Raw genomic sequence first — 24,138 nt, 5'->3', positions numbered from 1 at the left:
TTCAGTTTTCAAGGTGCAAATGAATTGCTTTTTTTGTCGCTATTCATTTTATGGCGACTCAATAATCATATAACATCATGTTGATTATTGTCAAGCATTATTTTGATTTTAAGTTTTATTCTCTTGCCAGCCATATTTTGACGGCGAAAATAAATTTATCACAGAATAAAAAACCTGTCAACATTTTTTTAAAATTATTCAACAGATTAATCTTACTCATATGAAATTGATATAAAATCATATATATCATGGATGAACTATGAATGCATTATTTTGTATATTTTCTATTTATCGCATATTTTGAAAGTTGCTTTGGTGATGCAAGTCTTGCATACATGCGAAAAATGATTTTATATCTAGCTTCAATCGCAGTTTTCATCTGCTTGTCCAACTTCATATCTTTTAAATCCATTAACATTTCATCTAACTCTTTACGAAGAAGATAATCAATTTCTTGAGTTTCTCTGTCATTTAATAATATTCCTAACAATACAAAACTACCTCCAATTTCCTTTTTAAGAAGATTTAGGTTAACTGTTATTTTAATGTTATGCTCAAATTTTACCTATTTTATGAATGCTTTTTTGAACATTTTCAAATAAAATATGAACTAACCCAGTAAAATTGGAGTTATCGTTGATTCAATAATAGCTGCTAACATTAAGGTTGCCACAGTAAAAATCACCAAAGTAACTGAAAGTTTCATAAATGATATTAATGCACTTTTATTTTTAGATCTTAGATCCTTCTCCCCACTCTGAACAAGCCATTTCATAATTAGAACTCCTAATTTTATTCCATAAGCAGATGCAATTAATATGGCTGGAATTTCAAAGATGCCATGAGGTAAGATTCCTCTTAAAAAGAGTTCCATCATGCTAAAATCTGATCCAGATTGCGGAACAAGTTTAAATACATATCCAATCAGCATCCCATTCATAAGTAAAGAAGCTATTGGAAGCAGTGAAAAGAATGCTCCACTATATACCATAACTAAGGAAGCCTGCACATTATTTTTAAAAATATATATGAATCCAGTTAATTGGGAATTATCACTCCTTTCGATTTTTTCTCCTATTTCCCCTATTTTTTGTAAACTCGGCTGTAGAAGTTGTTCTAGAGCGTTAGCATTAAAACCAATTACCACACCAATCACAAATAACATGGTAGAGATAAAGAAATATAATTTCATATTATTAAAGTCAATAAACAAATTTCTAAAATTAAAAACATCTTTTAAGAAAGTAGATCCAGTTTCACTATTAGAATCTTTATCATGATTAAGTATTGTTACCTTATTGAGTTTCTCTTCTTCATTAATTTTATTGTTCTCATCATTCATATTCATACTTCCTCCTATAGGTTGTTTAACTTTTTGTACAAATAGTGCATAAGTTAGCTGTACTAGCATACATTTCTACTAATAAATAGTTTGAGCGTTGTCAATTGATTAGGGGGTAATATAATGAACTTCTTTTTAGTATTGAATGGGAAAAAGTTAAAACAATATTTCATTATTCTTATTGCTGCAATTTTTGCTGCAGGTATTATTTATTCTGAAAGTGAAAACATTGCTGTCTTTTCTAATATTTCAAATGAAGAACCAGCAGCCATCTATAGTATAGATACAGAAAGAAAAGTGATTGCTCTCACATTCGATATTAGCTGGGGAGAAAATAGACCAGATCCAATCATTGATATCCTAAAAGAAAAGGACGTAAAAGCTACTTTCTTTCTATCTTCACCATGGACTAGAGACCACCCTGAAATTGTAAAGGACATCGTAGACTCAGGATTTGAAATCGGAAGCCATGGACATAAACATCAAAATTATAGTACTTTTAGTGATGAAGAAATTAGAAAACAAATACAAACAGCCCATCGAATACTGTCTGAAGATACAGGAACTGTTCCAAGTCTGATTCGTATGCCAAATGGCGACTTTGATAAAAGAGTATTAAATATTGCTAACGATTTAAATTATAAAGTAATCCAATGGGATACCGATTCAAGAGACTGGATGAACCCAGGTGTGGATCATATCATTAATCGAGTTGTATCCAATGCACATCCTGGTGACATCATATTGCTTCATGCAAGCGATTCGTGCAAACAGACCCACCTTGCTCTTCCTACGATAATTGATCAACTAAGAGATAAGGGATATAAATTTGTAACTGTATCAGAATTAATTAATCAATCCTCTTTGGATAAAAAAGAAGTTAAAGATCAATCATAACCAATTATTCTATAATTTAAAATTTATCTAAATAATGAGCCTGCATTGGCTCATTATTTGTTTGATGTTACTAAGAACTTTAGAAAAATCAAATCTTTATATTATGCCTCACTGTTGTGTATTATTTTGCTTCTTTCCAACTAACTTATGTAATTTCATAATCTGCCAAATGTTACAACACAAGAGCGGCACCACCATCACAATTGTTGAATATTCATTATTATCTCTAAGTGAAGGAACCGCTTCAATCATTGTCACAACAAAAATAAAAAACACAGTTGGTGTAAAGGCATGAAAATTTGTTGCTTTACTCTTTACCCATGCAATAAATAAAGAAGCGATCAACAATAATACAGGTAATATAGAATAAGCTAATATTCCTGCATTATTCTCCTCAAAGAAGCTGTACCTCAAAATAATTACATCTAAAAATGTAATCACAATCAAAATCCACTGAATGATTTCCCACATTCCCTTTTTAGTAATCATCCCTTTAGCAATATAATTTAACATCATATATGCAAAAAAACCCATTTGACTTAATACACTAAACATCAATCCCGATAAAAAAATTAGAGAAATTACTTTGATATCTAGGGTAGGATCTAATACCAATCCAGTTAGTAATGCTGATACCGCCCCAACCAATAAAGTTGTAAAAAATAAATAAGTGTAATTTTTTAAGTTCAATCGTTTCACCTCAAGTATATAAATTGCAATAGTTTTCATTCTTTTCCTTGCTATTGTACCAACCTAAATTCAAAAATGCCAACTAAAAATCATAAAGTTATGTAGAAATTCACATAATATAAATCACTATATTAAATATGCTAACACTCTGATGTGATTGTCTTTGATATAAAGATGAAGGAGGTATAACAACCAAAATGAGCAAACTTATAAAATCTCTAATTTTCATCCTTCTTATTTGTCTTACAACTAGTTGTGGTTCTGACCAATCTGGAGGAACGCAGGCTTATAAAGATACGAAATCTATGGTCTTAGATATACTTCAATCCGAAGATGGTAAAAAAATAATAACAGAAGCTTTAGAAAAAGATGAGGAAAGTAAAAACGGTCCTAAAATGTTACAAAAATTGCCGACACAACAAAAGGAGGAAATACAAGGTGCAGTGAAGTTATTATTTACTGACCCTAGTTTTCCTAAGTACTTTGAAGACATGATGAAAAAAGATCCAAAGTTTACTGGTGAGTTTGCCAAAACCATTCAAGAACAGAACAAAGATATTCATAAGGAACTTTTAAAGGATCCTGAATATCAAGCTTTGCTACTTGAAGTTATGAAAGACCCTGAATATAAAGATATGATCTTTGAAATTATGAAAGGTAAAGAATACAGGAAACAAACGATGGGAATCATGCAAGATGCATTAAATAGTCCTTTATTTAGAGTTGAATTAATGGACTTATTAAAAAAAGCTATGGAGGAAGAAACGAAACCAAAAGAAGAAGATAAGAAAAAAGAAGAGGAATAACTCCTCTTCTTTAGTTGCTTAAAAATCGTTAACTATTTACTGAATGGTTAATTATACTATCAGCTACTTCTAAATATGTTTTACCAATATCAGTATCCTCTTTATAAATTGATGGAGAAAAATCTGGTTCCTGTGGATGATTATCAGGTGCACCTAAAGGTATTTGAGCTAACAAATCAGTACGTAATTCCTCTGCTAATTTAGCTCCGCCGCCTTTTCCATACACATAATCCTTTTCCCCGCATTTTCCACATTGATAATAAGACATATTTTCAACTACACCTAAAATTTCATGATTTGTATTTATAGCCATGGATCCAGCTCTTGCTGCAACAAAAGACGCCGTTGCATGAGGAGTTGTCACAATAACTTCTTTACTTTGCGGGATCATTTGATGTACGTCTAAAGCGACATCTCCTGTGCCTGGAGGTAGGTCTAACAACATATAATCTAAGTCTCCCCATTGCACTTCTGTGAAAAAATTCTTTAACATTTTCCCTAACATTGGACCTCTCCAAATGACAGGTGCATTATCTTCAACAAAAAAACCCATAGAAATGACCTTTACTCCATGACGTTCTACAGGAATGACAGTATTGCCCTGTACTTCTGGTCGGTTTTCAATTCCCATCATGTCAGGAATACTAAATCCATATATATCAGCATCTATAATGCCTACTTTTTTACCTTTTCTGGCAAGTGCAACAGCTAAATTAACAGTAACCGTTGATTTCCCTACCCCACCTTTACCGCTAGCAATAGCAATAAACTCTACACCAGCATCCTCACTTAATACTGCAGCTGAGATTGGTTGTGTATGTGGTTTTGGAGGTTGATTTGATGTTTCGTTTGATTTGCCAGATAACTTACCTTGAACTTCTTTTCTTTCAAAATCTGTCATTTCTCTAAAACGTATATGTACTTGTCCATCTGTTAAAACACTTAAAAGCTCTTTGATTTCTGTTTCTATTTTTTGTACTGTTTCCTCTTCCTTTTTTGAGAGTGCAACAGTAAGATTAATGGATTGTTCTTTTATCATGAGATCACGAACTAAATTTAGGCTGACTAAACTATGATTTAATTCAGGCTCTTTTACTTTCTTTAACAACTCAAATACTCTTTCTCTTGTAACCATCTCTTCACGCCCCTATTTTTCAGATATTATGAAATATGTATTATGTTTTTTATTATAACATAAGATGTGCGTTCATTAAGTTTTGCTATACTTCATCCCCATCAAAATATCGAAGGAGAGCATGATATATTGACTCAGCAACTTTAAGCTGGTATTCTTTGCTTTTTAAAAGTTCTAATTCTCCTGGATTTGATAAAAAACCTGCTTCCACCAATGCAGATGTTACATTTGTATTTTTTAACATGATTAATACATCTTCTGTTAACGCTTCTCGCGTCGTATTTAAATTATTTTTAAACTCATCTTGAATTAATTTAGCCAATCTTTCACTTTCTTCTGATTTTGAATGATAGAATGTTTGAGCTCCATACCACCGACTTGACGGAATACTATTTAGATGAATACTAAGTAATAAGTCCGCATCACTTTCATTAATCACTTTTAATCTGTTATTAAAATCTATTCTTTTTTTGTTTTTAGTTGCATTTCCCGTTAAGTCTACATCTTCTTCTCTTGTCATGATCACAAATGCGCCTGCTTCTTGCAAATAATCCCTTAAATACAATGAAATATTTAAGTTGACCGTCTTTTCATGCAATGATCCATCTTTACTGACGGCACCTCCATCAAATCCTCCATGACCTGGATCAATTGCAATGATCTGACCTGATAAAGAAGATGAACCTTCAGTCCAAGTTAAAACTGCTGGATAACTTATGTATAGTATCGAAATTGTTATTCCCAATAACAGCAAAATAAACAACCTCAATTTACCTTGAAGATGAACCTTTATCACATCTCTTATTATATTCTTAAACATAATAAACACCCCGCTCCATATGACTTATATATCTATATGGAGTAGGGTGGACAAATATTACATGAAGTAAACATGTTTTTATGTCTAGTCCATGTTTATTTTTAATTTGTAAGTCGTGCTGTCTTAATTCGAGGAAACTAAATTCTCTGACATACCTTCAATTAATACCTTTGCAACCTCCGGTCGAGAAAACTCTGGGGGAGGACAGTTACCTTCTCTTAACATTGCTCTTACCTTTGTACCTGATAAATGAAGATGCTCTATTTTATCATGTGGACAAGTTTTACTTGAAGCCATATTACCGCATTTTTTACAATAAAAACTATGTTCAAAAAAGAGTGGTGTTATTCCAATTTCTTCACTCGTAAATTGACTAAAGATCTCCTGTGCTTCATAGGTCCCATAATAATCACCAACACCTGCATGATCTCTACCCACTATAAAATGTGTGCAGCCGTAATTTTTACGTACAAGTGCATGAAAAATTGCCTCTCTAGGTCCTGCATATCTCATTGCAGCAGGGAAAACACCTAAATGAACACGATCTTGTGGATAGTAGTTTTCCAATAAAACAAGATAACTTCTCATACGTACATCTGCAGAAATATCATCCGATTTAGTTTCTCCAACTAATGGGTTTAGAAACAAACCGTCTACAATTTCCATTGCACTTTTTTGAATATATTCATGAGCTCTATGAACAGGGTTTCTTGTTTGAAATCCACATACTGATTTCCAACCTTTTTCCTGAAATAGTGCTCTAGTTTCAATTGGATCAAAATAAAATTCATTAAATTTTTGTGGCTTTGGTCGATTTAATACTTGTATATCCCCCCCTACATATGTAGAAGGTTTTGTATATAATTTTTGTACACCTGGATGCTCATTTTCACTTGTCTTAAATACTTGTTCAGCTTCAAAAGATTGATCTACATCATAAACACTCTCTACTTGAATAATTGCATAAGGAACACCATCTTGCTCTCCTATTAAAGCAACTTGTTTTCCAATTTCTAATTTCCTTGCAATATCTTTTTCAACACCTAATGTAATAGGTATACTCCAAACTGTACCATTAGCTAAACGCATGTCTTCAACAACAGATTTATAGTCATCTTCGTTTAAAAATCCAGTTAAAGGAGAAAATGCACCTACACCAATCAGATCAATATCAGATATTGCCCAGGTATTTACTTTAATTTGCGGTAAAAAAGGAACAAGATTTAACAAGTCTTCTCTTTCTTGCCCAGTAATTAAGCGATTAATTAGTTCGCCTCCATGAGCATTTATTGTCATTTTACAGCTCTCCTTAAGATTTATTTATATTAACTTTTTACTTCCAAATGTTTTTGTTGCATTTATTTGTGTGATTAAATTTATTTGTGTAAACCACATTCCGTTTTACTTGTATCTGACCAACGCCCTGCTCTAGGATCTTCTCCTGGTTGAACCTGACGAGTACAGTATACACAACCGATACTTGGATAGTTTTGATCATGTAAAGGATTATAAATTACATCATTTTCATGAATATAGTTCCAAACATCTTCAGATGTCCAGCTTGCTAATGGATTAAACTTAACTAATCCAAATTTGTTATCATATTCTACTTTTTTTGCATTTGCTCTTGTTGGAGCCTGATCCCTTCTAATTCCAGTAATCCATGCGTCGTATTTCCCTAAAATATTGGTCAGAGGCTTAACTTTTCTAATGTCGCAACATTTATCCGGACTTGATTCCCAAAGTTTTTCACCAAACTTTTCACCCTGCTCTTCAGGTGTTAATTCTGGTTGAATCCTGATTAATTTAATCCCCTTATAACGTTCTTTAATTTTCTCAATTGTTTCGTATGTTTCTTTAAAATGAAAATCGGTATCTAGATAAAAAATATCTACTTCAGGATTTGTTTTGAATAACATGTCAACCAAAACTACATCTTCAGCTCCAAAGCTACTCGCTAAAGTTAAGCTTGGGAATGTATCCGCGGCATATTTTAATAACTCCTGCGGTGTTTTGTCTTCAAATTCTATACTTGCTTTTTCAATTAATGATTCCTTCTCCAGTAAATTCATTAAAATGAACCTCCATTTATTAATTCCGAGTAAATCGATATGAATTATTAACTTATTCTTTAATTATAAAAATTTTATATAGAATGTCAATATTTTTTTTATAAATAAATGAACTAAATTAATAAATTTTTTAATATTAGATATAGATGCCTAAAATCATATATGAAATTATACTATGCATCTATATTGATTAATGGCTCTTAAAACTAAAATCATCATCAATACAACAAAAAATAAAACAAAAGCACCTATCATTGTTAATAATTAAAGTATAAAAAACTCGCCGATTGGCGAGCTTCAATAGAAAAAGGAAATAACCGGTGAACTGAACGCAAAAAACCAGCGTTGCAAAACAACACTGGTTTTTTATATAAAATAATATTAACGTTTTGAGAATTGTGGAGCACGACGTGCTGCTTTTAATCCATACTTCTTACGTTCCTTCATACGAGGATCACGAGTTAAGAATCCAGCTTTTTTAAGCTCAGAACGGTACTCTGGATCTACTTTTAATAATGCTCGAGAAATTCCATGACGAATTGCACCTGCTTGACCAGAATAACCACCACCATGAGTATTAACTAAAACATCATAATTACCTAGAGTATCAGTTAAATTTAATGGTTGCTTCACAATTAATTTTAAAGTTTCTAATCCAAAATATTGATTGATATCTTCATTATTGATAATTATACGTCCCTCACCAGGAACTAAACGAACACGTGCAACAGAATGTTTACGTCGACCTGTTCCGTAGTATTGTACTTGTGCCACGAATCTAACCTCCCTTTATATTATCCTTTTAGTTCGTAAACTTCAGGTTGTTGTGCTTCATGCGGATGCTCGCTTCCAGCATAAGCTTTTAGTCTCAATTTCATTTTTTCACCTAAACGAGTTTTAGGTAACATACCATGAACCGCTAATTCCATCATTTTTTCAGGTTTCTTATCCAACATTTCACCAGCTGTAGTGACTTTCAAACCACCTGGATGCATGGAATGACGGTAATATTTCTTGTCCGTTAATTTTTTACCTGTTAATACAATCTTTTCAGCATTGATGATAATAACAAAATCACCTGTATCTACATGCGGTGTAAATTGAGGTTTATGTTTACCGCGAATAAGAGTTGCTGCTTCACTCGCTAAACGTCCTAATGTTTTATCAGTCGCATCAATGATGAACCATTTACGTTCAATTTCGTTTGGCTTCGCCATATAAGTAGTACGCACTGTATATCCTCCTTATAACTGTTAAAACAATGATTAAAATCACTATTAAAACAATAAAATCTATTCTTTTATATTTCATTTAATTTTTATATTTGAGGTTCATTCTTTAACTCGGGGCGTGGGAAGCCAGCTAAAGAACACCATTAACTACTATACTATATTATAAGTACGTAATCAAGAAAAAAAATGGTTTTTACAACATTTTTTTATCAATGATATCATACTGAACTTCCCATAAGGTCAAACCATCTGGTAAGGCAGTTGGACCAGCCTTTAATCTATCTTTAGCATTTAATATAGTTATCATATCTTCACTTTTCTTTTTTCCTGCCCCTATTTCTAATAATGTACCTACAATGATTCGAACCATTTGACGTAAAAAACCATTGCCAGAAATCGTAATATCAATTCTATGTTCTAAGTCTGAGTGTTTATACTCCTCTAAAGTAGCTCGATGAATTGTTCTTATATGAGAAGTTTTATCTGATTTCAAAGAACAAAAAGACGTAAAATCATGCTCGCCTTTAATGGCTTCTAGAGCAGTCTTCATCTCTTCAACATTAAGTTTTCTAGGAAAATGCAATTGATACTTTTGTTTAAAAACGTCCTTATATCGATGGTTATTAATAGAGTATACGTACGTTTTTGATTTTGCATATTTTCTCGCATGAAAGTCAAGAGGTACATCAAATGCTGCACGAACTATAATATCCTTAGGTAACCAATCGTTGATTGCCAAACACCATCGTTCTGATGAAATGGATGAATTTGTGTGAAAGTTAAAAACCTGAGCCCTAGCATGTACTCCTGCATCTGTACGCCCAGAACTAATAATTTTGATATTCTCACCTGTAATTCTTTCAAGTTTTTCTTCAATGACATCTTGGATTGTTTTTTGGTTAATTTGTGTTTGAAACCCGCTATAAGATGTTCCATCATAACTTACAATCATACAAATGTTCCGCATAATACCTCCGGTGGTACTTTTAAAACTTCTACTTCTAATCTAGGTTTAAAAAGCATCGCTTTCAGTACCCATAAGGCTGTACTAAAAAAAATTGATAACGAAAAAAAGGGCTTCATCAGAATATAATTCTGTCCACCCTTTTACTTCTGCTATTTACGCCTGATCCACTAATTCCAAATAAACCATAGGAGCAGCATCTCCTCTGCGAGGTCCAAGTTTTAGAATGCGAGTGTATCCACCTGGGCGCTCAGAGTAACGAGTGGCTAATTCAGAAAATAGCTTTTGTAGAACTTCCTGATCGCCAGCTTGCTCTCTACGAACAAATGCAGCAGCTTGACGACGAGCATGAAGGTCTCCACGTTTAGCTAATGTAATCATTTTTTCAGCAATTGAGCGAACTTCCTTTGCTTTCGCTTCAGTTGTTTGAATACGTTCATTGATAAAAAGATCAGTGACTAAATCACGGAATAAAGCTTTACGTTGACTAGAATTTCGTCCTAGTTTTTGATATGCCATCTTCTCTTCCCTCCTTTTGTTGTTTGATCGTGTTAGTATTATTCTTCAGTGCGTAATCCTAAAGCCAGTTCAGATAATTTTTCTTGGACTTCCTCCAAGGATTTACGTCCGAGGTTTCTAACTTTCATCATATCCTCTTCCGTTTTTGTAATTAACTCTTGAACTGTATTTATTCCGGCACGTTTTAGACAGTTGTAAGAACGAACAGATAGATCTAGTTCCTCGATTGTCATTTCCAGAACTTTTTCTTTTTTGTCCTCTTCTTTTTCAACCATAATTTCTACTTCTTTAACTTCATCAGTAAGTCCCACAAATAACATTAAATGTTCATTCATGATTTTAGCACCTAAACTTACTGATTCCTCAGGACGAATACTGCCGTCGGTCCAAACTTCGAGGGTCAATTTATCATAGTTTGTCACTTGACCGACACGAGTATTTTCTACTTTATAGTTTACTCTAGTAATTGGAGTATAAATAGAATCCGTTGGAATAACTCCAATTGGTTGTCCTTCTGATTTGTTACTATCTGCAGGTACATATCCACGACCTTTATTGGCAAAAATACGCATGTGCAATCTTGCATCTGACGATAAAGTAGCAATGTGTAAATCAGGATTTAAGATTTCAACATCACTATCTGCACGAATATCTCCTGCTAATATGTCACCTTCACCATCAGCATCAATTTCAAGAATCTTTTCTTCATCTGAATGAATTTTTAAAGATAAACCCTTTAGATTAAGAATAACTTCTGTTACATCTTCCATAACCCCAGGAATCGTTGAAAACTCATGAAGTACTCCATCAATTTGTACTGATGATACTGCAGCACCTGGAAGTGAGGACAGTAAAATTCGACGTAATGAATTCCCTAGTGTAGTTCCATACCCGCGCTCTAATGGCTCTACAACAAACTTACCATAGGTTCCGTCTTCACTTACAGATACCGTCTCAATTTTTGGCTTTTCAATTTCTATCATAAAAATGAACCCTCCTTCAAAACGTCGTTAAAAATGGATCTCCATAAATCATAAACTTTGTAGTATTCCAATCCTCTACAATTATTATTCACTCGTATAGGATAATTATACCACTCATTCATCCATGTTTACACACGACGACGTTTTGGTGGACGACATCCGTTATGTGGAATTGGAGTCACATCTTTAATCATGCTTACTTCTAATCCAGCAGCTTGCAAAGAACGAATAGCAGCTTCACGTCCTGCACCTGGACCTTTAACCATGACTTCAACATGTTTCATTCCATGCTCCATTGCTGTTTTAGCAGCAGCTTCTGCAGCCATTTGCGCAGCAAACGGAGTGCTTTTTTTAGAACCTTTAAAACCTAAATTACCTGCACTTGCCCATGATACTGCATTACCATGAGGATCTGTAATCGTAACAATTGTATTATTAAAAGTGGAACGTACATGTGCAACTCCATTTTCAATATTTTTACGATCACGGCGTTTGGTACGTGCCACTTTAGTTTTAGGTTTTGCCATCTTTATCCCTCCTTTTTATTTATTATTTTTTCTTATTCGCCACTGTTCTACGAGGACCTTTGCGTGTACGTGCATTCGTTTTTGTTTTCTGACCTCTAACAGGTAAACCACGACGATGACGAATTCCACGGTAACAACCGATTTCCATAAGGCGTTTAACATTTAGAGCAACTTCTCTACGAAGATCCCCTTCTACCTTAATTTGATCAATAGCATCACGTAGTTTACTTACTTCATCCTCCGTAAGATCACGAACACGAGTATCAGCATTTAAACCTGATTCGTTTATAATTTTTTGCGCAGTTGTAGTTCCGATACCGTATATATAAGTTAGCGCAATAACAATTCTTTTATCACGAGGTAAATCTACACCAGATATACGAGCCATAATTTAGCGAACACCTCCTATTATCCTTGTTTTTGTTTATGTTTTGGATTTTGACAGATTACCATCACATTTCCATTGCGTCGAATGACTTTACATTTTTCACAAATCGGCTTGACCGATGGTCTTACCTTCATATTCATTCCCTCCTAAGAGATTTACAAACGTAAAATCCTCATTATTTCCGATAAGTGATACGTCCCCTTGAAAGATCATATGGGGAGAGCTGTATGACCACTCTGTCTCCTGTTAAAATACGAATAAAATTCATTCTTAGTTTGCCTGATATATGAGCAAGTATTTCATGTCCATTTTCGAGTTCAACTCTAAACATCGCATTCGGTAAAGGTTCAATCACTGTTCCTTCAACTTCAATTACATCTTCCTTGGCCACAATCATTCTCCTTTCAAGTCTTCATCAGGTTGAATGTTTTCTAAATATCGACTAATAGAAAATCTTAATTTCCCATTCGTAACTCTACTCGTTTCATTCAAACTGTTAACTACTTCTTTACTAATATCGTCCTGCAATTCAAGATGAAGAATATTTTTCTTTTTTGGACTGTCAAATTTGCGTTTATCACCATCAGCAATAAGCACATATCGTTCATCCACTACATCGATCACTACAGCATATTTGTCAATGTCTCTACCACGAATCACTTTTACGATTTGACCCAGCCTTGGTATACTCGATTCATCCACTTTAATATCACCTACATATCAACTTTGGTTAATATTTCATAACCGTCAGTTGTAATCGCAATTGTATGCTCAAAGTGTGCACATAATGTTCCATCTTCACTAACAACTGTCCAATCATCATCTAACGTTTTAACATAACGTTCACCTGCAACAACCATTGGTTCAATAGCCAATACCATACCAGGTTTCAAACGAGGACCTCTGTTAGGTATACCAAAATTTGGGATCTGTGGTTCTTCATGTAGATTGGCTCCTATGCCATGTCCGACATATTCTCTAACAACAGAAAAACCTTCATCTTCAATGCATTTTTGAATAGCGTGTGAGATCGTATATAAACGAACATCTGGTTTGGCTTCTTCTAACCCAGCATATAATGATTTTTCAGTGACATCCAACAGTCTCTGTGCCTCATTTGATATGCTGCCAACTGGATAAGTCCAAGCAGAATCACCATGATACCCATTGTATTCAGCACCAATATCAATGCTAATGATATCTCCTTCATTTAATACTCTTTCACTAGGAAAACCATGTACCAATTCTTCATTTACTGAAGCACATACACTGGCAGGAAAGCCATTATAACCTTTAAAGGAAGGCGATGCATTCTGACTTCGAATAAATTTTTCAGCGATTCGGTCAATTTCCAATGTCGTAATACCTGGCTGAATCACCTTCGCAATTTCACGATGAGTTTCTGCTACGATACGACCTGCCTCACGCATATAATTTAATTCTGCTTCAGATTTGCAAATGATCATTTATTTTGACCTCTCATTAAAGAAATGATATCACCAGTAACTTCATCAATGGATTGTTCTCCATCTACCTGTCTCAATAAATCTTTTTTATCATAAAAATCAAGCAACGGAGCCGTTTTATTCATATATTCATCAAGGCGAGTTCCTACCTTCTCCTCCGTATCATCAGAACGCTGATACAAATCACCAGAACATTTATCACATACGTTTTCTTGTTTTGGAGGATTAAACATAACATGATAAGTGGAACCACAATTTTTACAAATTCTACGCCCAGTTAATCTTGCTAACAGAAACTCGCGGTTAACAGAAAGATTAATCACATGATTTATCGTTTTTCCATTTTCTTTTAAAAATAAGTCTAACGCTTCTGCTTGTGGAATTGTTCTTGGAAAACCATCCAAAAGGAAACCATTGTTGCAATCTTCCTGCAACAAACGTTCAGTAACAATTCCAATTGTTATTTCATCAGGAACTAAGAGTCCTTGATCTACATATTCTTTGGCTTTCAATCCTAGTGAAGTGCCTTGACTCATAGCCAAGCGAAAGGCATCCCCAGTAGAGATATGAGGAATATTTAATTCTTCTACAATCCTCTCGGCTTGAGTCCCTTTACCTGCACCAGGAGGACCCATGAAAATAATATTCAACTATGATAACCTCCTATTTGCTGACCACACAGACACTTACTTATTGATGAAACCTTTGTAGTGTCGTTTAATTAACTGACTTTCTACTTGTTTCATTGTTTCAAGACCAACACCTACTACGATAAGCAATGACGTACCACCAATCGTCACAGATGCAGGCAAACCTGCTATTTTAATAAAAATCACAGGTAGAATAGAAATTAACGCTAAGAAAATAGCACCTGATAATGTGATTCTAGTCATCAATTTCGTAATATATGCAGCTGTTGTTTTCCCAGGTCGGATACCTGGAATATAACCACCGTTTTTCTTCATTTGATCTGCCATTTGTACTGGATTTATTTGTACAAAAGTATAGAAGTAAGTAAACCCTATAATTAGTACAACATATAAAAACATGCCAAGTGGTTGATCATAATATAAATTTGCTAAAATCCAATCTGCTACTCCATTGCCTGCAAAAAAGCTAGCAATTGTAGTAGGGAAGATAATAAGTGAAAGTGCAAAAATGACAGGTATTACCCCTGCAGCATTAACTTTTAAAGGAATATGAGTGGATTGTCCACCATACATTTTTCTTCCTACAACACGTTTCGCATATTGAACTGGAATTCTACGAACCCCTTGTTGAACAAAGATTACGCCAACTACAATAGCTAACACTGAAATTAGAATTAAAACAAGTTTCAATACACTTAAAAACATAGTAACGTCTTCAGCAACAAAAAGAGAAGTGTAAATTTGCTTTGACATATCAGGAATCCCTGCGACGATACCAGCAAAGATAATAATGGAAATTCCATTACCAATCCCTTTTTCAGTGATTTGCTCACCAATCCACATTAAAAATGCTGTACCAGCAGTTAATACAATCGCAATAATTGTGTAAATCATAAAGCTTGGATTAATAACCATGTTATACTGTGTGTTAAATCCAATAGATAAACCATACGCTTGAATTAAACCTAATATAATCGTTCCATATCTTGTTACTTGAGCCAATTTCCTTTTTCCAGCTTCGCCTTCTTTTGCCCACTGTACAAATTTAGGAATCACATCCATCGTCAATAATTGAACGATAATGGAAGCCGTAATGTAAGGCATGATTCCCATTGCAAAGATAGAGAAATTAAACAACGCTCCACCAGAAAAAGTATTGATCAAACCGAATATACCTTCTTGAGCTTCACCAAAGCTCTTTAGTGCATCAACATTAATGTTCGGTACTGGTATGAAATTACCAATTCTAAAGACAATTAATATTAATAAAGTGAATAGTATTTTTTTACGTAAATCTTCAACCTTCATGATATTCGAAATTGTTCTAAACATTAAATCACCTCGGTTTTGCCGCCAGCAGCTTCGATCTTAGCCACGGCAGTTTGAGAAAACTTATTTGCTTTAACTGAAAGACTTACAGTAATCTCGCCAGTTCCTAAAATTTTGATTCCGCTTTTTGCATTTTTAACAATTCCGGATTCTTTTAATGTTTCAGGAGTAATTTCGGTACCTGCCGCAAATTTGTTCAACTCATCCACGTTAACTACTGCATATTCTTTACGGTGAATGTTAGTGAACCCTCGTTTAGGTAAACGATTAAAGATCGGGTTTTGTCCACCTTCAAATCCTGGGCGAACTCCGCCACCAGAACGTGAATTTTGTCCTTTATGTCCACGACCAGCAGTTTTTCCTTTACCACTTCCAGTACCTCGTCCTACACGTTTACGAGTATGACGTGATCCTGGAGCTGGAGATAGTTCGTGTAGTTTCATTGTCGCACCTCCTTAATTGATTCATATGGTTATTTCAGGTTGATGCTTATACTTCTTTAACTTCGATTAAATGAGCTACTTTTTTAACCATTCCTCTGATTGCCGGATTGTCTGGTTGAACTACAGATGAGTTTAATTTTCCTAAACCCAACGTTTTAACTGTAACTCTTTGATCCTCCGGACGACCAATCAAACTGCGTTTGAGGGTAATTTCAATTTTATTCGCCAAAATGTTCCCCTCCTAACCTAAAATTTCTTTCACAGTTTTACCACGTAATTTTGCAACATCTTCAACTCTTTTTAAACGTCCTAAACCTTCAAGTGTTGCATTCACCATATTAATGGGATTAGAAGAACCTAAAGATTTTGTTAGGATATCTCCTACACCTGCAAGTTCTAATACCGCACGAACAGGACCGCCTGCAATAACACCTGTACCTTTTGATGCTGGTTTTAATAATACTCTACCTGCACCAAAGCGACCAGTTACTAAATGTGGAATACTAGTGTCAATAATCGGTACTTTGACTAAATTCTTCTTAGCATCGTCAATTCCTTTTCTTATTGCATCTGGAACTTCAGAAGCTTTACCGATTCCTGCACCTACCCAGCCGTTTCCATCTCCTACAACAACTAATGCACTGAAACTAAAACGACGTCCACCTTTAACTACTTTAGCAACTCGATTTATATTAACGACTTTTTCGTTTAATTCTAAAGCATTGGGATCTACGCGCAAAGGATAAACCTCCTTTTAATAATTTTTTTAAAAATCTAATCCAGCTTCTCTAGCAGCATCAGCTAATGCTTTCACTCTGCCATGATATATATATCCGCCACGGTCAAAAACAACTTCTTCTATTCCTTTTTCTTTCGCTTTCTTCGCAACTAGCTCTCCTACTTTTTTTGCAGACTCAACATTTCCACCGTTTGAGATTTCGATGCCTTTATCTAAAGTAGAAGCTGAAACTAGAGTGACACCATTCATGTCATCAATAACCTGTGCATAAATATGTTTTGAAGAACGAAAAACACATAAGCGAGGTTTTAGAGTCGTTCCGTTTATTTTTTTCCGAACACGAAGATGTCTTTTTAAACGCATTTTGTTTTTATTAGGTTTAGTGATCATACCGTTAACACTCCCTTCTGAATAATGTTAACAAAAGACTTTATGCGATTTTTTTATTTACCTGTTTTACCTTCTTTACGAAGAATACGCTCATTTTCGTACTTAATCCCTTTACCTTTATAAGGTTCAGGCTCACGTACAGAACGAATATTTGCAGCAACTGCGCCTACACGCTCTTTGTCAATTCCTTTTACAATAATTTTTGTATTGGAAGGAACATCAAATTCGATACCAGCTTCTGGTTCGATTTCAACTGGATGCGAATAACCTACGTTAAGAACAATCTTTTTCCCAGATTTATTTACGCGGTATCCAACACCTACAAGATCTAAAGATTTTGTAAATCCTTCAGTTACTCCACTTACCATGTTAGAAATGACACTACGAGTTGTTCCATGTAAAGAACGATGTAATTTATTATCAGATGGACGTTCAATACGAACTTCCTTTTCCTCTACGATAACATTCATATCTTTATGAAAGTCTCTTGAAAGCTCACCTTTTGGTCCTTTAACTTGAATTGATTTATCTTTTAAATTAATTGTAACTCCGTTTGGAATTTCAATTACTTTGTTTCCAATTCTTGACATGTTGTTTACACCTCCGTTCGTACATAAAAATTCATTTTTACCATACGTAACATAATACTTCTCCACCTGATTTAGCTTGACGAGCTCCTTTGTCGCTCATTAAACCTTTGGAAGTAGAGATGATAGCAATCCCTAAACCACCAAGAACACGTGGTAATTCTTCATTTTTAGCATAAACGCGTAACCCTGGTTTACTGATTCTTTTCAATCCAGTAATAACACGTTCGTTTTCAATTCCATATTTTAAGAAAATACGGATTAAACCTTGTTTATTATCATCTATATACTCAGCATCTCGGATAAAACCTTCATTTTTTAAAATTTCAGCAATATCCTTTTTAATTTTTGATGCTGGAATTTCTACCGTTTCATGACGAACAGTATTTGCGTTACGAATACGTGTTAACATATCAGCAATTGGATCTGACATAGACATATTAAGTAACCTCCTTCCCGAAATAGGTTATTACCAGCTTGCTTTTTTAACACCTGGGATTTGACCTTTGTATGCTAACTCACGAAAACAAATTCTACATATTTTGAATTTACGTAAAACGGAATGCGGTCTTCCGCAACGTTCACAACGTGTATATGCACGTACTTTAAATTTTGGTTTACGTTTTTGCTTGACGACCATCGAAGTTTTGGCCACTTGTATACACCTCCGATATTGGATTCTTCTAAGCAATCCGATTTTTATATGTGGTTCCTTTATTTTGCAAAAGGCATTCCCACTTGTGCTAGTAATTCTCTAGCTTCTTCATCAGTATTGGCTGTAGTTACAACTACAATATCCATACCGCGTACTTTATCAATTTGATCATATTCAATCTCAGGGAATATGATTTGCTCTTTTAGTCCTAAAGTATAGTTTCCTCTACCATCAAATGACTTTTTAGATACACCACGGAAGTCACGTACACGAGGTAAAGTAACATTAACTAATTTATCTAAAAAGTGATACATACGATCGCCGCGAAGAGTTACTTTAACTCCAATAGGCATTCCCTCACGAAGTTTAAATCCTGCAATTGATTTTTTTGCTTTTGTAATTACTGGTTTTTGACCTGTAATCGTTTGTAAATCCTCAACAGCTGAATCTAAAACTTTTGAATTAGAGATCGCTTCTCCAACACCCATATTGACAACGATTTTCTCAATTTTTGGAACCTGCATCACTGTAGTATAGTTAAATTTTTGAATTAAAGACGGTGTTATTTCGTTTAAATAACGATCCTTTAATCTAGCTGCCATAATTGTTTTAACCTCCTTCCTACAAACAATTAGTCAATCACTTGACCTGATTTCTTTGCCACACGAACCTTTTTCCCATTGTCCAACACTTTATAACCAATACGAGTTGGTTTTCCGCTCTTAGGATCTGCCAACATCACGTTTGATACATGAATGGGAGCCTCTTGTGTGATAATACCACCTTGTGGATTATCTTGAGTTGGTCTTGCATGTTTTTTTATCAAGTTTACCCCTTCAACAAGTACTTTGTTTTGTCTAGGTAAAGCTTGAATGATGCGACCTTTTTTACCTTTATCTTTACCAGAGATAACAATAACTGTGTCTTCTTTTTTTACGTGTAATTTATTGTTATGACTTTCTAATTTTTTTGGCTTTGGCATCTCTTCTTTACACCTCCTGGCTTTTAAAAGCTATTTTCATTAAATTACTTCTGGAGCTAGAGATACAATCTTCATGTAATTCCGATCACGAAGTTCACGTGCTACAGGACCAAAGATACGTGTTCCTCTCGGAGTCTTGTCATCTTTAATAATAACTGCAGCATTTTCATCAAAAGTAATATATGAACCATCATTACGTCTAGATCCTCGTTTAGTACGAACTATAACGGCTCTAACGACATCACCTTTTTTGACAACTCCACCTGGCGTTGCTTGTTTCACTGAACAGACGATCATATCTCCGATGTTAGCTGTACGACGTCCAGTACCACCTAACACTCGAATACACATTAATTCCTTTGCACCAGAGTTGTCAGCGCCTTTTAAGCGAGTAAATGCTTGGATCATGTTAGTCCCTCCTTCCGTCTATCATACTTGCTTATATAATTACAGCTTTTTCAGTAATTTCTACTAATCTCCAGCGCTTATCTTTTGATAGCGGACGAGTCTCCATGATTCTAACCGTATCACCGATTTTTGCTTCATTGTTCTCATCATGCGCTTTGAATTTTTTAGTATACTTTATTCTTTTATGATAAAGAGAGTGTTTTTTATAAGTTTCCACAGCAACAACAACTGTTTTGTCCATTTTATCGCTGACTACTTTACCAATTTGGACTCTGCGTTCATTACGTTCACTCATTCAGTGCCCTCCTCTCTGGATATATCATGCAGCTTTTCACTGCTTTAATTTATCCCAAGTTCTCTTTCTCTTAAAACCGTTTTAGCGCGTGCAATTGCTTTGCGCACGATTCTTATTTGTCCAGGGTTATCAAGTTGACCAGTAGCCATTTGAAAACGAAGATTAAAAAGCTCTTCTTTAAAACCTGTTATTTTTTGCTCTATTTCAGCAGTGGTTAAGTTACGAAAATCATTAGCTTTCATTTACTTCACCACCCGTTTCTTTGCGTTTAACAAAAGTTGTTTTACAAGGTAATTTGTGAGAAGCAAGTCTCAAAGCTTCGCGAGCAACTTCCTCTTCCACACCAGCAATTTCAAATAATACCTTACCAGGTTTAACAACGGCAACCCATTTCTCAACGTTACCTTTACCACTACCCATACGAACTTCTAAAGGTTTAGCAGTAATCGGCTTAGCAGGGAAAATTTTGATCCATACTTTACCACCACGTTTCATATAACGTGTCATTGCAATACGAGCTGCTTCAATTTGACGGTTTGTTATCCAACAAGCTGTTGTTGCTTGAATACCATATTCACCGAAAGCAACTTCAGTACCACCTTTTGCACGACCCTTTAGAGAACCGCGATGCTCTTTACGATGTTTTGTACGTTTAGGCATTAACATGATTAGTTGCCTCCTTCCTGAGAAGCTCTTTTCTTCGCAGCTGGTAAAACTTCACCACGATAGATCCAAACCTTTACTCCAAGACGACCATATGTTGTATGTGCTTCAGCAGTACCATAATCGATATCCGCACGTAGAGTATGAAGAGGAACAGTTCCTTCACTATACCCTTCACTTCTAGCGATTTCAGCACCACCAAGACGTCCGCTGACCATTGTTTTAATTCCTTTTGCGCCTGAACGCATTGATCTTTGGATCGCTTGTTTCATTGCACGACGGAAAGAAACACGACGTTCTAGTTGTTGTGCAATATTTTCAGCAACTAGTGTTGCTACAACATCTGGGTTTTTAATTTCTGTAATATTAATGTGAACTTTTTTATTCGTTAACTTTGTAATTTGGTTACGAAGATTTTCTACTTCAGATCCACCTTTACCAATAACCATACCAGGTTTTGCAGTGTGAATTGTTATGTTTACTCGATTTGCAGCACGTTCAATATCGAAATGAGAAACGGCAGAATCTTGTAATTTTTGTTTTAAATAATCACGAATTTTCACGTCTTCTACTAGATAATCACCATACTCTTTATCAGCGTACCATTTGGATTCCCAGTCTCTGATTACTCCGACTCTTAAGCCGATTGGGCTTACCTTTTGTCCCACACGTCATCCCTCCTTATGATTTATTTTCAGTAACCACTAATGTGATGTGGCTAGTACGTTTATTTATACGAGACGCACGTCCCATTGCACGTGGTCTGAATCTTTTCATGATTGGACCTGCATTAACATATGCTTCGCTAACTACCAAGCTATTTGGATCCATTTCATAATTGTGCTCTGCATTTGCAATAGCTGAGTTTAAGACTTTTTCAATAACTGGTGAAGATGCTTTTGGTGTATGTCTTAAGATAGAAATCGCTTCACCAACTTCCTTCCCACGAATTAAGTCAATAACCAACTTAACTTTACGAGGAGCAATACGAATATATTTCGCTTGTGCTTTTGCTTGCATGGAAGTAAAACCTCCTCTCAAACAATGTTCAATTTTTTATAGATTTATTTATCTTTTTCCTGTTTTCTTATCATCATCATGACCTTTAAAAGTACGAGTTGGAGCAAATTCACCTAATTTATGTCCAACCATATCCTCAGTCACATAAACCGGAACATGTTTACGACCATCATACACGCCAAATGTCTGACCAACAAATTGCGGAAAAATCGTTGAGCGGCGAGACCAAGTTTTAATGACTACTTTTTTCTTTGATTGATCGGCTTCTTCAACTTTCTTCAATAAGTACTCATCTACAAATGGCCCTTTTTTTAAGCTGCGTCCCATTTATGATCCTCCCTTCCTGCAAAATTATTTCTGCTTACGTCTACGAACAATATATTGATCTGAAGCTTTGTTTTTGTTACGAGTTTTGTAACCCAATGTTGGTTTACCCCATGGTGACATTGGAGACTTACGTCCGATTGGTGATTTACCTTCACCACCACCGTGTGGATGGTCATTCGGATTCATAACAGATCCACGAACAGTAGGTCTTTTACCTAACCAACGTGTACGACCCGCTTTACCAATGTTTATAAGTTCATGATCTTCGTTACCAACAGTACCTATTGTAGCGCGGCAAGTTTTAAGAATTTTTCTTACTTCCCCTGATGTTAAACGAATGATGACGTATTGTTCTTCTTTACCTAACAATTGAGCTTCTGTTCCAGCAGCACGAACTAATTGTCCACCTTTACCTGGTTGTAACTCAATGTTGTGAATCACTGTACCTACAGGTATATTTTCAAGTGGTAGCGTATTTCCTACTTTAATATCTGCATCAGGACCAGACACAATTTCAGTACCTACAGTTAAACCTTTAGGAGCTAAAATGTAACGTTTTTCTCCATCTAAGTAATGGATAAGCGCGATATTAGCAGAACGGTTTGGATCATATTCGATTGTAGCAACGCGTCCTGGTATTCCGTCTTTCAAACGTTTAAAGTCAATGATTCGATATTTTCTCTTATGTCCACCACCATGATGTCTAGTAGTGATTTTCCCTTGATTGTTACGACCAGCCTTTTTGCTCAAAGGAGCAAGTAAGGATTTTTCCGGTTCTAATGTTGTAATTTCTTCAAATGTAGAAACGGACATCCCACGTCGAGCTGGACTCGTCGGTTTATATTTTTTAATCGGCATTTTGCATTTTCCCTCCTTACGTAAAAAGATTTCTTATACAGTTTCAAAATACTCCAATGGTTTGCTGTCATCACTTAAAGTGATGATCGCTTTTTTCCATTCGGATGTATATCCTCTGTGACGCCCATAAGTTTTAGGTTTTTTAGGCATTCTAATCGTGTTAACTTTCACGACTTTCACTTTGAATACTTCCTCAACAGCCTGTTTGATTTCCGTTTTATTCGCACGTAAATCTACTTCAAAAACGTATTTATTGTCTGCCATCATATCGCTAGAACGTTCAGTAACGATAGGGCGCTTGATAATATCGTGAGCATATTTCATTACGCAAGCACCTCCTCTACTTTCTCAACAGCTTCTTTAGTAATAATTAAATTATCATAAGCCAGAACGTCCAAAACATTAATACCATCAGCAGCAATGAATTTAATACCTGGAATATTGCGAGCGGATAACGCTGCATTATTATCAGTATCCAATCCAACTACTAGTGCTTTACGTTCAACTTTTAATTTATTTAAAATAGAAGCGAATTGTTTTGTTTTTGGTTGTTCCAATACTAATTGATCTAATACGATAATTTCATTAGAAATCACTTTTGAAGAAAGTGCAGATTTGATAGCTAAACGACGTACCTTTTTAGGTAATTTAGTAGCATAGCTTCTTGGTGTTGGTCCAAATACAACACCGCCACCTTTCCATTGAGGTGCTCTGATCGTACCTTGACGTGCTCTACCCGTTCCTTTTTGTTTCCATGGTTTGCGTCCGCCACCACGCACTTCAGAACGTCCTTTTACTTTGTGAGTTCCTTGACGTAAAGATGCTTGTTGCATCACTACAGCTTGATGAAGAACATGCTTGTTTGGTTCAATCCCAAACACTGCATCTAATAATTCTACATCACCTACTTGTGAGCCATTCACATCATATAAGGCAACCTTTGGCATTATG

The 24,138-nt window shown here is 35.1% G+C and carries 41 protein-coding genes; 2 read left to right on the top strand and 39 right to left on the bottom strand.

The genetic code is table 11. The features are described 5' to 3' along the window. Nucleotides 1–268 precede the first annotated feature (268 nt). A complete protein-coding gene (locus ERL59_RS15805; protein WP_160647201.1) occupies nucleotides 269–490 on the bottom strand; it encodes a hypothetical protein in 222 nt (73 codons plus the stop codon). A 120-nt stretch (nucleotides 491–610) separates the two neighbouring features. Next, nucleotides 611–1,342, bottom strand: a complete 732-nt coding sequence (locus tag ERL59_RS15800) for a stage II sporulation protein M (protein ID WP_160647200.1) — start codon at nucleotides 1,340–1,342, stop codon at nucleotides 611–613. Nucleotides 1,343–1,465: 123 nt separating this feature from the next. Here ERL59_RS15800 and pdaB point away from each other — a divergent pair, with 123 nt between their 5' ends. After that, nucleotides 1,466–2,239 (top strand): polysaccharide deacetylase family sporulation protein PdaB, encoded by a 774-nt coding sequence (gene pdaB, locus ERL59_RS15795; RefSeq protein WP_160647199.1) that lies wholly within the window; start codon nucleotides 1,466–1,468, stop codon nucleotides 2,237–2,239. A 108-nt stretch (nucleotides 2,240–2,347) separates the two neighbouring features. Here the strand turns inward: pdaB and ERL59_RS15790 are convergent, their stop codons facing one another. Further along, entirely contained in the window at nucleotides 2,348–2,968 is a 621-nt protein-coding gene (locus tag ERL59_RS15790; RefSeq protein ID WP_235929922.1) for a KinB-signaling pathway activation protein, read from the bottom strand. Nucleotides 2,969–3,126: 158 nt separating this feature from the next. On the opposite strand from ERL59_RS15790, the gene gerD reads away from it, so the two are divergent. Continuing rightward, nucleotides 3,127–3,735 (top strand): spore germination lipoprotein GerD, encoded by a 609-nt coding sequence (gerD, locus tag ERL59_RS15785; protein WP_160647198.1) that lies wholly within the window; start codon nucleotides 3,127–3,129, stop codon nucleotides 3,733–3,735. A 28-nt stretch (nucleotides 3,736–3,763) separates the two neighbouring features. Here the strand turns inward: gerD and ERL59_RS15780 are convergent, their stop codons facing one another. The 36 genes from ERL59_RS15780 to rplD all read right to left on the bottom strand — a co-directional run bounded on the left by ERL59_RS15780 (nucleotide 3,764) and on the right by rplD (nucleotide 24,134). After that, nucleotides 3,764–4,870, bottom strand: a complete 1,107-nt coding sequence (locus ERL59_RS15780) for an Mrp/NBP35 family ATP-binding protein (protein ID WP_160647197.1) — start codon at nucleotides 4,868–4,870, stop codon at nucleotides 3,764–3,766. Between the two features lie 85 nt (nucleotides 4,871–4,955). Then, nucleotides 4,956–5,690 (bottom strand): N-acetylmuramoyl-L-alanine amidase CwlD, encoded by a 735-nt coding sequence (gene cwlD, locus ERL59_RS15775; protein WP_160647196.1) that lies wholly within the window; start codon nucleotides 5,688–5,690, stop codon nucleotides 4,956–4,958. A 123-nt stretch (nucleotides 5,691–5,813) separates the two neighbouring features. After that, entirely contained in the window at nucleotides 5,814–6,986 is a 1,173-nt protein-coding gene (gene sat / locus ERL59_RS15770) for a sulfate adenylyltransferase (RefSeq protein ID WP_160647195.1), read from the bottom strand. A gap of 80 nt (nucleotides 6,987–7,066) precedes the next feature. Further along, a complete protein-coding gene (locus tag ERL59_RS15765; RefSeq protein WP_160647194.1) occupies nucleotides 7,067–7,762 on the bottom strand; it encodes a phosphoadenylyl-sulfate reductase in 696 nt (231 codons plus the stop codon). Nucleotides 7,763–8,143: 381 nt separating this feature from the next. Further along, a complete protein-coding gene (rpsI, locus tag ERL59_RS15760) occupies nucleotides 8,144–8,536 on the bottom strand; it encodes a 30S ribosomal protein S9 (RefSeq protein ID WP_160647193.1) in 393 nt (130 codons plus the stop codon). 20 nt (nucleotides 8,537–8,556) lie between these two features. Continuing rightward, nucleotides 8,557–8,994: a 50S ribosomal protein L13 gene (rplM, locus tag ERL59_RS15755; protein ID WP_160647192.1), complete on the bottom strand. Its 438-nt coding sequence runs from the start codon at nucleotides 8,992–8,994 to the stop codon at nucleotides 8,557–8,559. A gap of 193 nt (nucleotides 8,995–9,187) precedes the next feature. Next, the gene (gene truA / locus ERL59_RS15750; protein WP_160647191.1) at nucleotides 9,188–9,961 is read right to left on the bottom strand and encodes a tRNA pseudouridine(38-40) synthase TruA; all 774 of its coding nucleotides are present in this window, start codon (nucleotides 9,959–9,961) and stop codon (nucleotides 9,188–9,190) included. Nucleotides 9,962–10,114: 153 nt separating this feature from the next. Then, nucleotides 10,115–10,477 (bottom strand): 50S ribosomal protein L17, encoded by a 363-nt coding sequence (rplQ, locus tag ERL59_RS15745; protein WP_160647190.1) that lies wholly within the window; start codon nucleotides 10,475–10,477, stop codon nucleotides 10,115–10,117. A gap of 38 nt (nucleotides 10,478–10,515) precedes the next feature. Further along, the gene (locus tag ERL59_RS15740; protein ID WP_160647189.1) at nucleotides 10,516–11,460 is read right to left on the bottom strand and encodes a DNA-directed RNA polymerase subunit alpha; all 945 of its coding nucleotides are present in this window, start codon (nucleotides 11,458–11,460) and stop codon (nucleotides 10,516–10,518) included. Nucleotides 11,461–11,588: 128 nt separating this feature from the next. Continuing rightward, nucleotides 11,589–11,987 (bottom strand): 30S ribosomal protein S11, encoded by a 399-nt coding sequence (gene rpsK / locus ERL59_RS15735; RefSeq protein WP_160647188.1) that lies wholly within the window; start codon nucleotides 11,985–11,987, stop codon nucleotides 11,589–11,591. A gap of 22 nt (nucleotides 11,988–12,009) precedes the next feature. Then, nucleotides 12,010–12,375 (bottom strand): 30S ribosomal protein S13, encoded by a 366-nt coding sequence (rpsM, locus tag ERL59_RS15730; protein WP_160647187.1) that lies wholly within the window; start codon nucleotides 12,373–12,375, stop codon nucleotides 12,010–12,012. A gap of 20 nt (nucleotides 12,376–12,395) precedes the next feature. Then, nucleotides 12,396–12,509, bottom strand: a complete 114-nt coding sequence (gene rpmJ / locus ERL59_RS15725) for a 50S ribosomal protein L36 (protein WP_160647186.1) — start codon at nucleotides 12,507–12,509, stop codon at nucleotides 12,396–12,398. 41 nt (nucleotides 12,510–12,550) lie between these two features. Continuing rightward, on the bottom strand, nucleotides 12,551–12,766 hold the full coding sequence (gene infA / locus ERL59_RS15720; protein WP_160647185.1) for a translation initiation factor IF-1: 216 nt from the start codon (nucleotides 12,764–12,766) through the stop codon (nucleotides 12,551–12,553). A 2-nt stretch (nucleotides 12,767–12,768) separates the two neighbouring features. After that, a complete protein-coding gene (locus ERL59_RS15715; RefSeq protein WP_160647184.1) occupies nucleotides 12,769–13,077 on the bottom strand; it encodes a KOW domain-containing RNA-binding protein in 309 nt (102 codons plus the stop codon). An 11-nt stretch (nucleotides 13,078–13,088) separates the two neighbouring features. Further along, the gene (gene map / locus ERL59_RS15710) at nucleotides 13,089–13,841 is read right to left on the bottom strand and encodes a type I methionyl aminopeptidase (protein WP_160647183.1); all 753 of its coding nucleotides are present in this window, start codon (nucleotides 13,839–13,841) and stop codon (nucleotides 13,089–13,091) included. Beyond that, complete coding sequence (locus tag ERL59_RS15705; RefSeq protein ID WP_160647182.1) at nucleotides 13,838–14,491, bottom strand: adenylate kinase; 654 nt, start codon at nucleotides 14,489–14,491, stop codon at nucleotides 13,838–13,840. The genes map and ERL59_RS15705 overlap by 4 nt, the downstream gene beginning before the upstream one ends. A 36-nt stretch (nucleotides 14,492–14,527) precedes the next feature. Continuing rightward, nucleotides 14,528–15,823 carry a preprotein translocase subunit SecY gene (secY, locus tag ERL59_RS15700; RefSeq protein ID WP_160647181.1) on the bottom strand — a complete coding sequence of 432 codons (1,296 nt, stop codon included), beginning with the start codon at nucleotides 15,821–15,823 and terminating at the stop codon, nucleotides 14,528–14,530. Continuing rightward, nucleotides 15,823–16,263, bottom strand: a complete 441-nt coding sequence (gene rplO / locus ERL59_RS15695) for a 50S ribosomal protein L15 (protein ID WP_160647180.1) — start codon at nucleotides 16,261–16,263, stop codon at nucleotides 15,823–15,825. The genes secY and rplO overlap by 1 nt, the downstream gene beginning before the upstream one ends. Before the next feature lie 46 nt (nucleotides 16,264–16,309). After that, nucleotides 16,310–16,492, bottom strand: coding sequence for a 50S ribosomal protein L30 (rpmD, locus tag ERL59_RS15690; RefSeq protein ID WP_160647179.1), 183 nt, complete (start codon nucleotides 16,490–16,492; stop codon nucleotides 16,310–16,312). 12 nt (nucleotides 16,493–16,504) lie between these two features. Beyond that, complete coding sequence (gene rpsE, locus ERL59_RS15685) at nucleotides 16,505–17,002, bottom strand: 30S ribosomal protein S5 (protein WP_160647178.1); 498 nt, start codon at nucleotides 17,000–17,002, stop codon at nucleotides 16,505–16,507. 27 nt (nucleotides 17,003–17,029) lie between these two features. Continuing rightward, nucleotides 17,030–17,392: a 50S ribosomal protein L18 gene (rplR, locus tag ERL59_RS15680; protein ID WP_160647177.1), complete on the bottom strand. Its 363-nt coding sequence runs from the start codon at nucleotides 17,390–17,392 to the stop codon at nucleotides 17,030–17,032. A 53-nt stretch (nucleotides 17,393–17,445) separates the two neighbouring features. Further along, nucleotides 17,446–17,982 carry a 50S ribosomal protein L6 gene (gene rplF / locus ERL59_RS15675; protein WP_160647176.1) on the bottom strand — a complete coding sequence of 179 codons (537 nt, stop codon included), beginning with the start codon at nucleotides 17,980–17,982 and terminating at the stop codon, nucleotides 17,446–17,448. A 37-nt stretch (nucleotides 17,983–18,019) separates the two neighbouring features. Beyond that, a complete protein-coding gene (gene rpsH, locus ERL59_RS15670; RefSeq protein ID WP_160647175.1) occupies nucleotides 18,020–18,418 on the bottom strand; it encodes a 30S ribosomal protein S8 in 399 nt (132 codons plus the stop codon). Between the two features lie 30 nt (nucleotides 18,419–18,448). Continuing rightward, nucleotides 18,449–18,634 (bottom strand): type Z 30S ribosomal protein S14, encoded by a 186-nt coding sequence (locus ERL59_RS15665; RefSeq protein WP_160647174.1) that lies wholly within the window; start codon nucleotides 18,632–18,634, stop codon nucleotides 18,449–18,451. 59 nt (nucleotides 18,635–18,693) lie between these two features. Next, a complete protein-coding gene (gene rplE / locus ERL59_RS15660; RefSeq protein WP_160647173.1) occupies nucleotides 18,694–19,236 on the bottom strand; it encodes a 50S ribosomal protein L5 in 543 nt (180 codons plus the stop codon). A gap of 29 nt (nucleotides 19,237–19,265) precedes the next feature. After that, nucleotides 19,266–19,616: a 50S ribosomal protein L24 gene (gene rplX / locus ERL59_RS15655; protein WP_160647172.1), complete on the bottom strand. Its 351-nt coding sequence runs from the start codon at nucleotides 19,614–19,616 to the stop codon at nucleotides 19,266–19,268. Between the two features lie 39 nt (nucleotides 19,617–19,655). Then, nucleotides 19,656–20,024, bottom strand: coding sequence for a 50S ribosomal protein L14 (gene rplN, locus ERL59_RS15650; protein WP_160647171.1), 369 nt, complete (start codon nucleotides 20,022–20,024; stop codon nucleotides 19,656–19,658). Between the two features lie 31 nt (nucleotides 20,025–20,055). Next, nucleotides 20,056–20,319 carry a 30S ribosomal protein S17 gene (gene rpsQ / locus ERL59_RS15645; RefSeq protein ID WP_160647170.1) on the bottom strand — a complete coding sequence of 88 codons (264 nt, stop codon included), beginning with the start codon at nucleotides 20,317–20,319 and terminating at the stop codon, nucleotides 20,056–20,058. A 44-nt stretch (nucleotides 20,320–20,363) separates the two neighbouring features. Further along, nucleotides 20,364–20,561, bottom strand: a complete 198-nt coding sequence (gene rpmC, locus ERL59_RS15640) for a 50S ribosomal protein L29 (RefSeq protein WP_160647169.1) — start codon at nucleotides 20,559–20,561, stop codon at nucleotides 20,364–20,366. Then, entirely contained in the window at nucleotides 20,551–20,985 is a 435-nt protein-coding gene (gene rplP / locus ERL59_RS15635; protein WP_160647168.1) for a 50S ribosomal protein L16, read from the bottom strand. The genes rpmC and rplP overlap by 11 nt, the downstream gene beginning before the upstream one ends. 2 nt (nucleotides 20,986–20,987) lie before the next feature. Then, the gene (rpsC, locus tag ERL59_RS15630; RefSeq protein WP_160647167.1) at nucleotides 20,988–21,650 is read right to left on the bottom strand and encodes a 30S ribosomal protein S3; all 663 of its coding nucleotides are present in this window, start codon (nucleotides 21,648–21,650) and stop codon (nucleotides 20,988–20,990) included. A 13-nt stretch (nucleotides 21,651–21,663) separates the two neighbouring features. Beyond that, on the bottom strand, nucleotides 21,664–22,002 hold the full coding sequence (gene rplV / locus ERL59_RS15625; protein WP_160647166.1) for a 50S ribosomal protein L22: 339 nt from the start codon (nucleotides 22,000–22,002) through the stop codon (nucleotides 21,664–21,666). A gap of 48 nt (nucleotides 22,003–22,050) precedes the next feature. Beyond that, the gene (rpsS, locus tag ERL59_RS15620; protein ID WP_160647165.1) at nucleotides 22,051–22,329 is read right to left on the bottom strand and encodes a 30S ribosomal protein S19; all 279 of its coding nucleotides are present in this window, start codon (nucleotides 22,327–22,329) and stop codon (nucleotides 22,051–22,053) included. Between the two features lie 24 nt (nucleotides 22,330–22,353). Then, a complete protein-coding gene (gene rplB / locus ERL59_RS15615; RefSeq protein WP_160647164.1) occupies nucleotides 22,354–23,187 on the bottom strand; it encodes a 50S ribosomal protein L2 in 834 nt (277 codons plus the stop codon). Between the two features lie 33 nt (nucleotides 23,188–23,220). After that, nucleotides 23,221–23,511 carry a 50S ribosomal protein L23 gene (gene rplW / locus ERL59_RS15610; protein ID WP_160647163.1) on the bottom strand — a complete coding sequence of 97 codons (291 nt, stop codon included), beginning with the start codon at nucleotides 23,509–23,511 and terminating at the stop codon, nucleotides 23,221–23,223. Then, on the bottom strand, nucleotides 23,511–24,134 hold the full coding sequence (rplD, locus tag ERL59_RS15605; protein ID WP_160647162.1) for a 50S ribosomal protein L4: 624 nt from the start codon (nucleotides 24,132–24,134) through the stop codon (nucleotides 23,511–23,513). Before rplD ends, rplW begins: the two co-directional genes overlap by 1 nt. Between the last annotated feature and the right edge of the window lie 4 nt (nucleotides 24,135–24,138).

It is taken from the genome of Chengkuizengella marina (assembly GCF_009910845.1).
In the GTDB taxonomy this organism is placed as follows: Bacteria; Bacillota; Bacilli; order Paenibacillales; family KCTC-33759; genus Chengkuizengella; species Chengkuizengella marina.
Note: the sequence above shows the minus strand (reverse complement) of the source record. Positions and strands in the feature narration are given on the sequence as shown.

Bases quoted from the DNA above. Each gene is read 5' to 3' on its own strand.
- ERL59_RS15800 (WP_160647200.1), bottom strand. From the start codon at position 1,342: ATGAATGATGAGAACAATAAAATTAATGAAGAAGAGAAACTCAATAAG.
- pdaB (WP_160647199.1), top strand. From the start codon at position 1,466: ATGAACTTCTTTTTAGTATTGAATGGGAAAAAGTTAAAACAATATTTC.
- ERL59_RS15790 (WP_235929922.1), bottom strand. From the start codon at position 2,968: ATGAAAACTATTGCAATTTATATACTTGAGGTGAAACGATTGAACTTA.
- gerD (WP_160647198.1), top strand. From the start codon at position 3,127: ATGAGCAAACTTATAAAATCTCTAATTTTCATCCTTCTTATTTGTCTT.
- ERL59_RS15780 (WP_160647197.1), bottom strand. From the start codon at position 4,870: ATGGTTACAAGAGAAAGAGTATTTGAGTTGTTAAAGAAAGTAAAAGAG.
- cwlD (WP_160647196.1), bottom strand. From the start codon at position 5,690: ATGTTTAAGAATATAATAAGAGATGTGATAAAGGTTCATCTTCAAGGT.
- sat (WP_160647195.1), bottom strand. From the start codon at position 6,986: ATGACAATAAATGCTCATGGAGGCGAACTAATTAATCGCTTAATTACT.
- ERL59_RS15765 (WP_160647194.1), bottom strand. From the start codon at position 7,762: ATGAATTTACTGGAGAAGGAATCATTAATTGAAAAAGCAAGTATAGAA.
- truA (WP_160647191.1), bottom strand. From the start codon at position 9,961: ATGCGGAACATTTGTATGATTGTAAGTTATGATGGAACATCTTATAGC.
- rplQ (WP_160647190.1), bottom strand. From the start codon at position 10,477: ATGGCATATCAAAAACTAGGACGAAATTCTAGTCAACGTAAAGCTTTA.
- ERL59_RS15740 (WP_160647189.1), bottom strand. From the start codon at position 11,460: ATGATAGAAATTGAAAAGCCAAAAATTGAGACGGTATCTGTAAGTGAA.
- rpsK (WP_160647188.1), bottom strand. From the start codon at position 11,987: ATGGCAAAACCTAAAACTAAAGTGGCACGTACCAAACGCCGTGATCGT.
- rpsM (WP_160647187.1), bottom strand. From the start codon at position 12,375: ATGGCTCGTATATCTGGTGTAGATTTACCTCGTGATAAAAGAATTGTT.
- rpmJ (WP_160647186.1), bottom strand. From the start codon at position 12,509: ATGAAGGTAAGACCATCGGTCAAGCCGATTTGTGAAAAATGTAAAGTC.
- map (WP_160647183.1), bottom strand. From the start codon at position 13,841: ATGATCATTTGCAAATCTGAAGCAGAATTAAATTATATGCGTGAGGCA.
- secY (WP_160647181.1), bottom strand. From the start codon at position 15,823: ATGTTTAGAACAATTTCGAATATCATGAAGGTTGAAGATTTACGTAAA.
- rplO (WP_160647180.1), bottom strand. From the start codon at position 16,263: ATGAAACTACACGAACTATCTCCAGCTCCAGGATCACGTCATACTCGT.
- rplR (WP_160647177.1), bottom strand. From the start codon at position 17,392: ATGATCACTAAACCTAATAAAAACAAAATGCGTTTAAAAAGACATCTT.
- rplF (WP_160647176.1), bottom strand. From the start codon at position 17,982: ATGTCAAGAATTGGAAACAAAGTAATTGAAATTCCAAACGGAGTTACA.
- rpsH (WP_160647175.1), bottom strand. From the start codon at position 18,418: ATGTCTATGTCAGATCCAATTGCTGATATGTTAACACGTATTCGTAAC.
- rplE (WP_160647173.1), bottom strand. From the start codon at position 19,236: ATGGCAGCTAGATTAAAGGATCGTTATTTAAACGAAATAACACCGTCT.
- rplX (WP_160647172.1), bottom strand. From the start codon at position 19,616: ATGCCAAAGCCAAAAAAATTAGAAAGTCATAACAATAAATTACACGTA.
- rplN (WP_160647171.1), bottom strand. From the start codon at position 20,024: ATGATCCAAGCATTTACTCGCTTAAAAGGCGCTGACAACTCTGGTGCA.
- rpsQ (WP_160647170.1), bottom strand. From the start codon at position 20,319: ATGAGTGAACGTAATGAACGCAGAGTCCAAATTGGTAAAGTAGTCAGC.
- rpmC (WP_160647169.1), bottom strand. From the start codon at position 20,561: ATGAAAGCTAATGATTTTCGTAACTTAACCACTGCTGAAATAGAGCAA.
- rplP (WP_160647168.1), bottom strand. From the start codon at position 20,985: ATGTTAATGCCTAAACGTACAAAACATCGTAAAGAGCATCGCGGTTCT.
- rplV (WP_160647166.1), bottom strand. From the start codon at position 22,002: ATGCAAGCAAAAGCACAAGCGAAATATATTCGTATTGCTCCTCGTAAA.
- rpsS (WP_160647165.1), bottom strand. From the start codon at position 22,329: ATGGGACGCAGCTTAAAAAAAGGGCCATTTGTAGATGAGTACTTATTG.
- rplB (WP_160647164.1), bottom strand. From the start codon at position 23,187: ATGCCGATTAAAAAATATAAACCGACGAGTCCAGCTCGACGTGGGATG.
- rplW (WP_160647163.1), bottom strand. From the start codon at position 23,511: ATGAAATATGCTCACGATATTATCAAGCGCCCTATCGTTACTGAACGT.
- rplD (WP_160647162.1), bottom strand. From the start codon at position 24,134: ATGCCAAAGGTTGCCTTATATGATGTGAATGGCTCACAAGTAGGTGAT.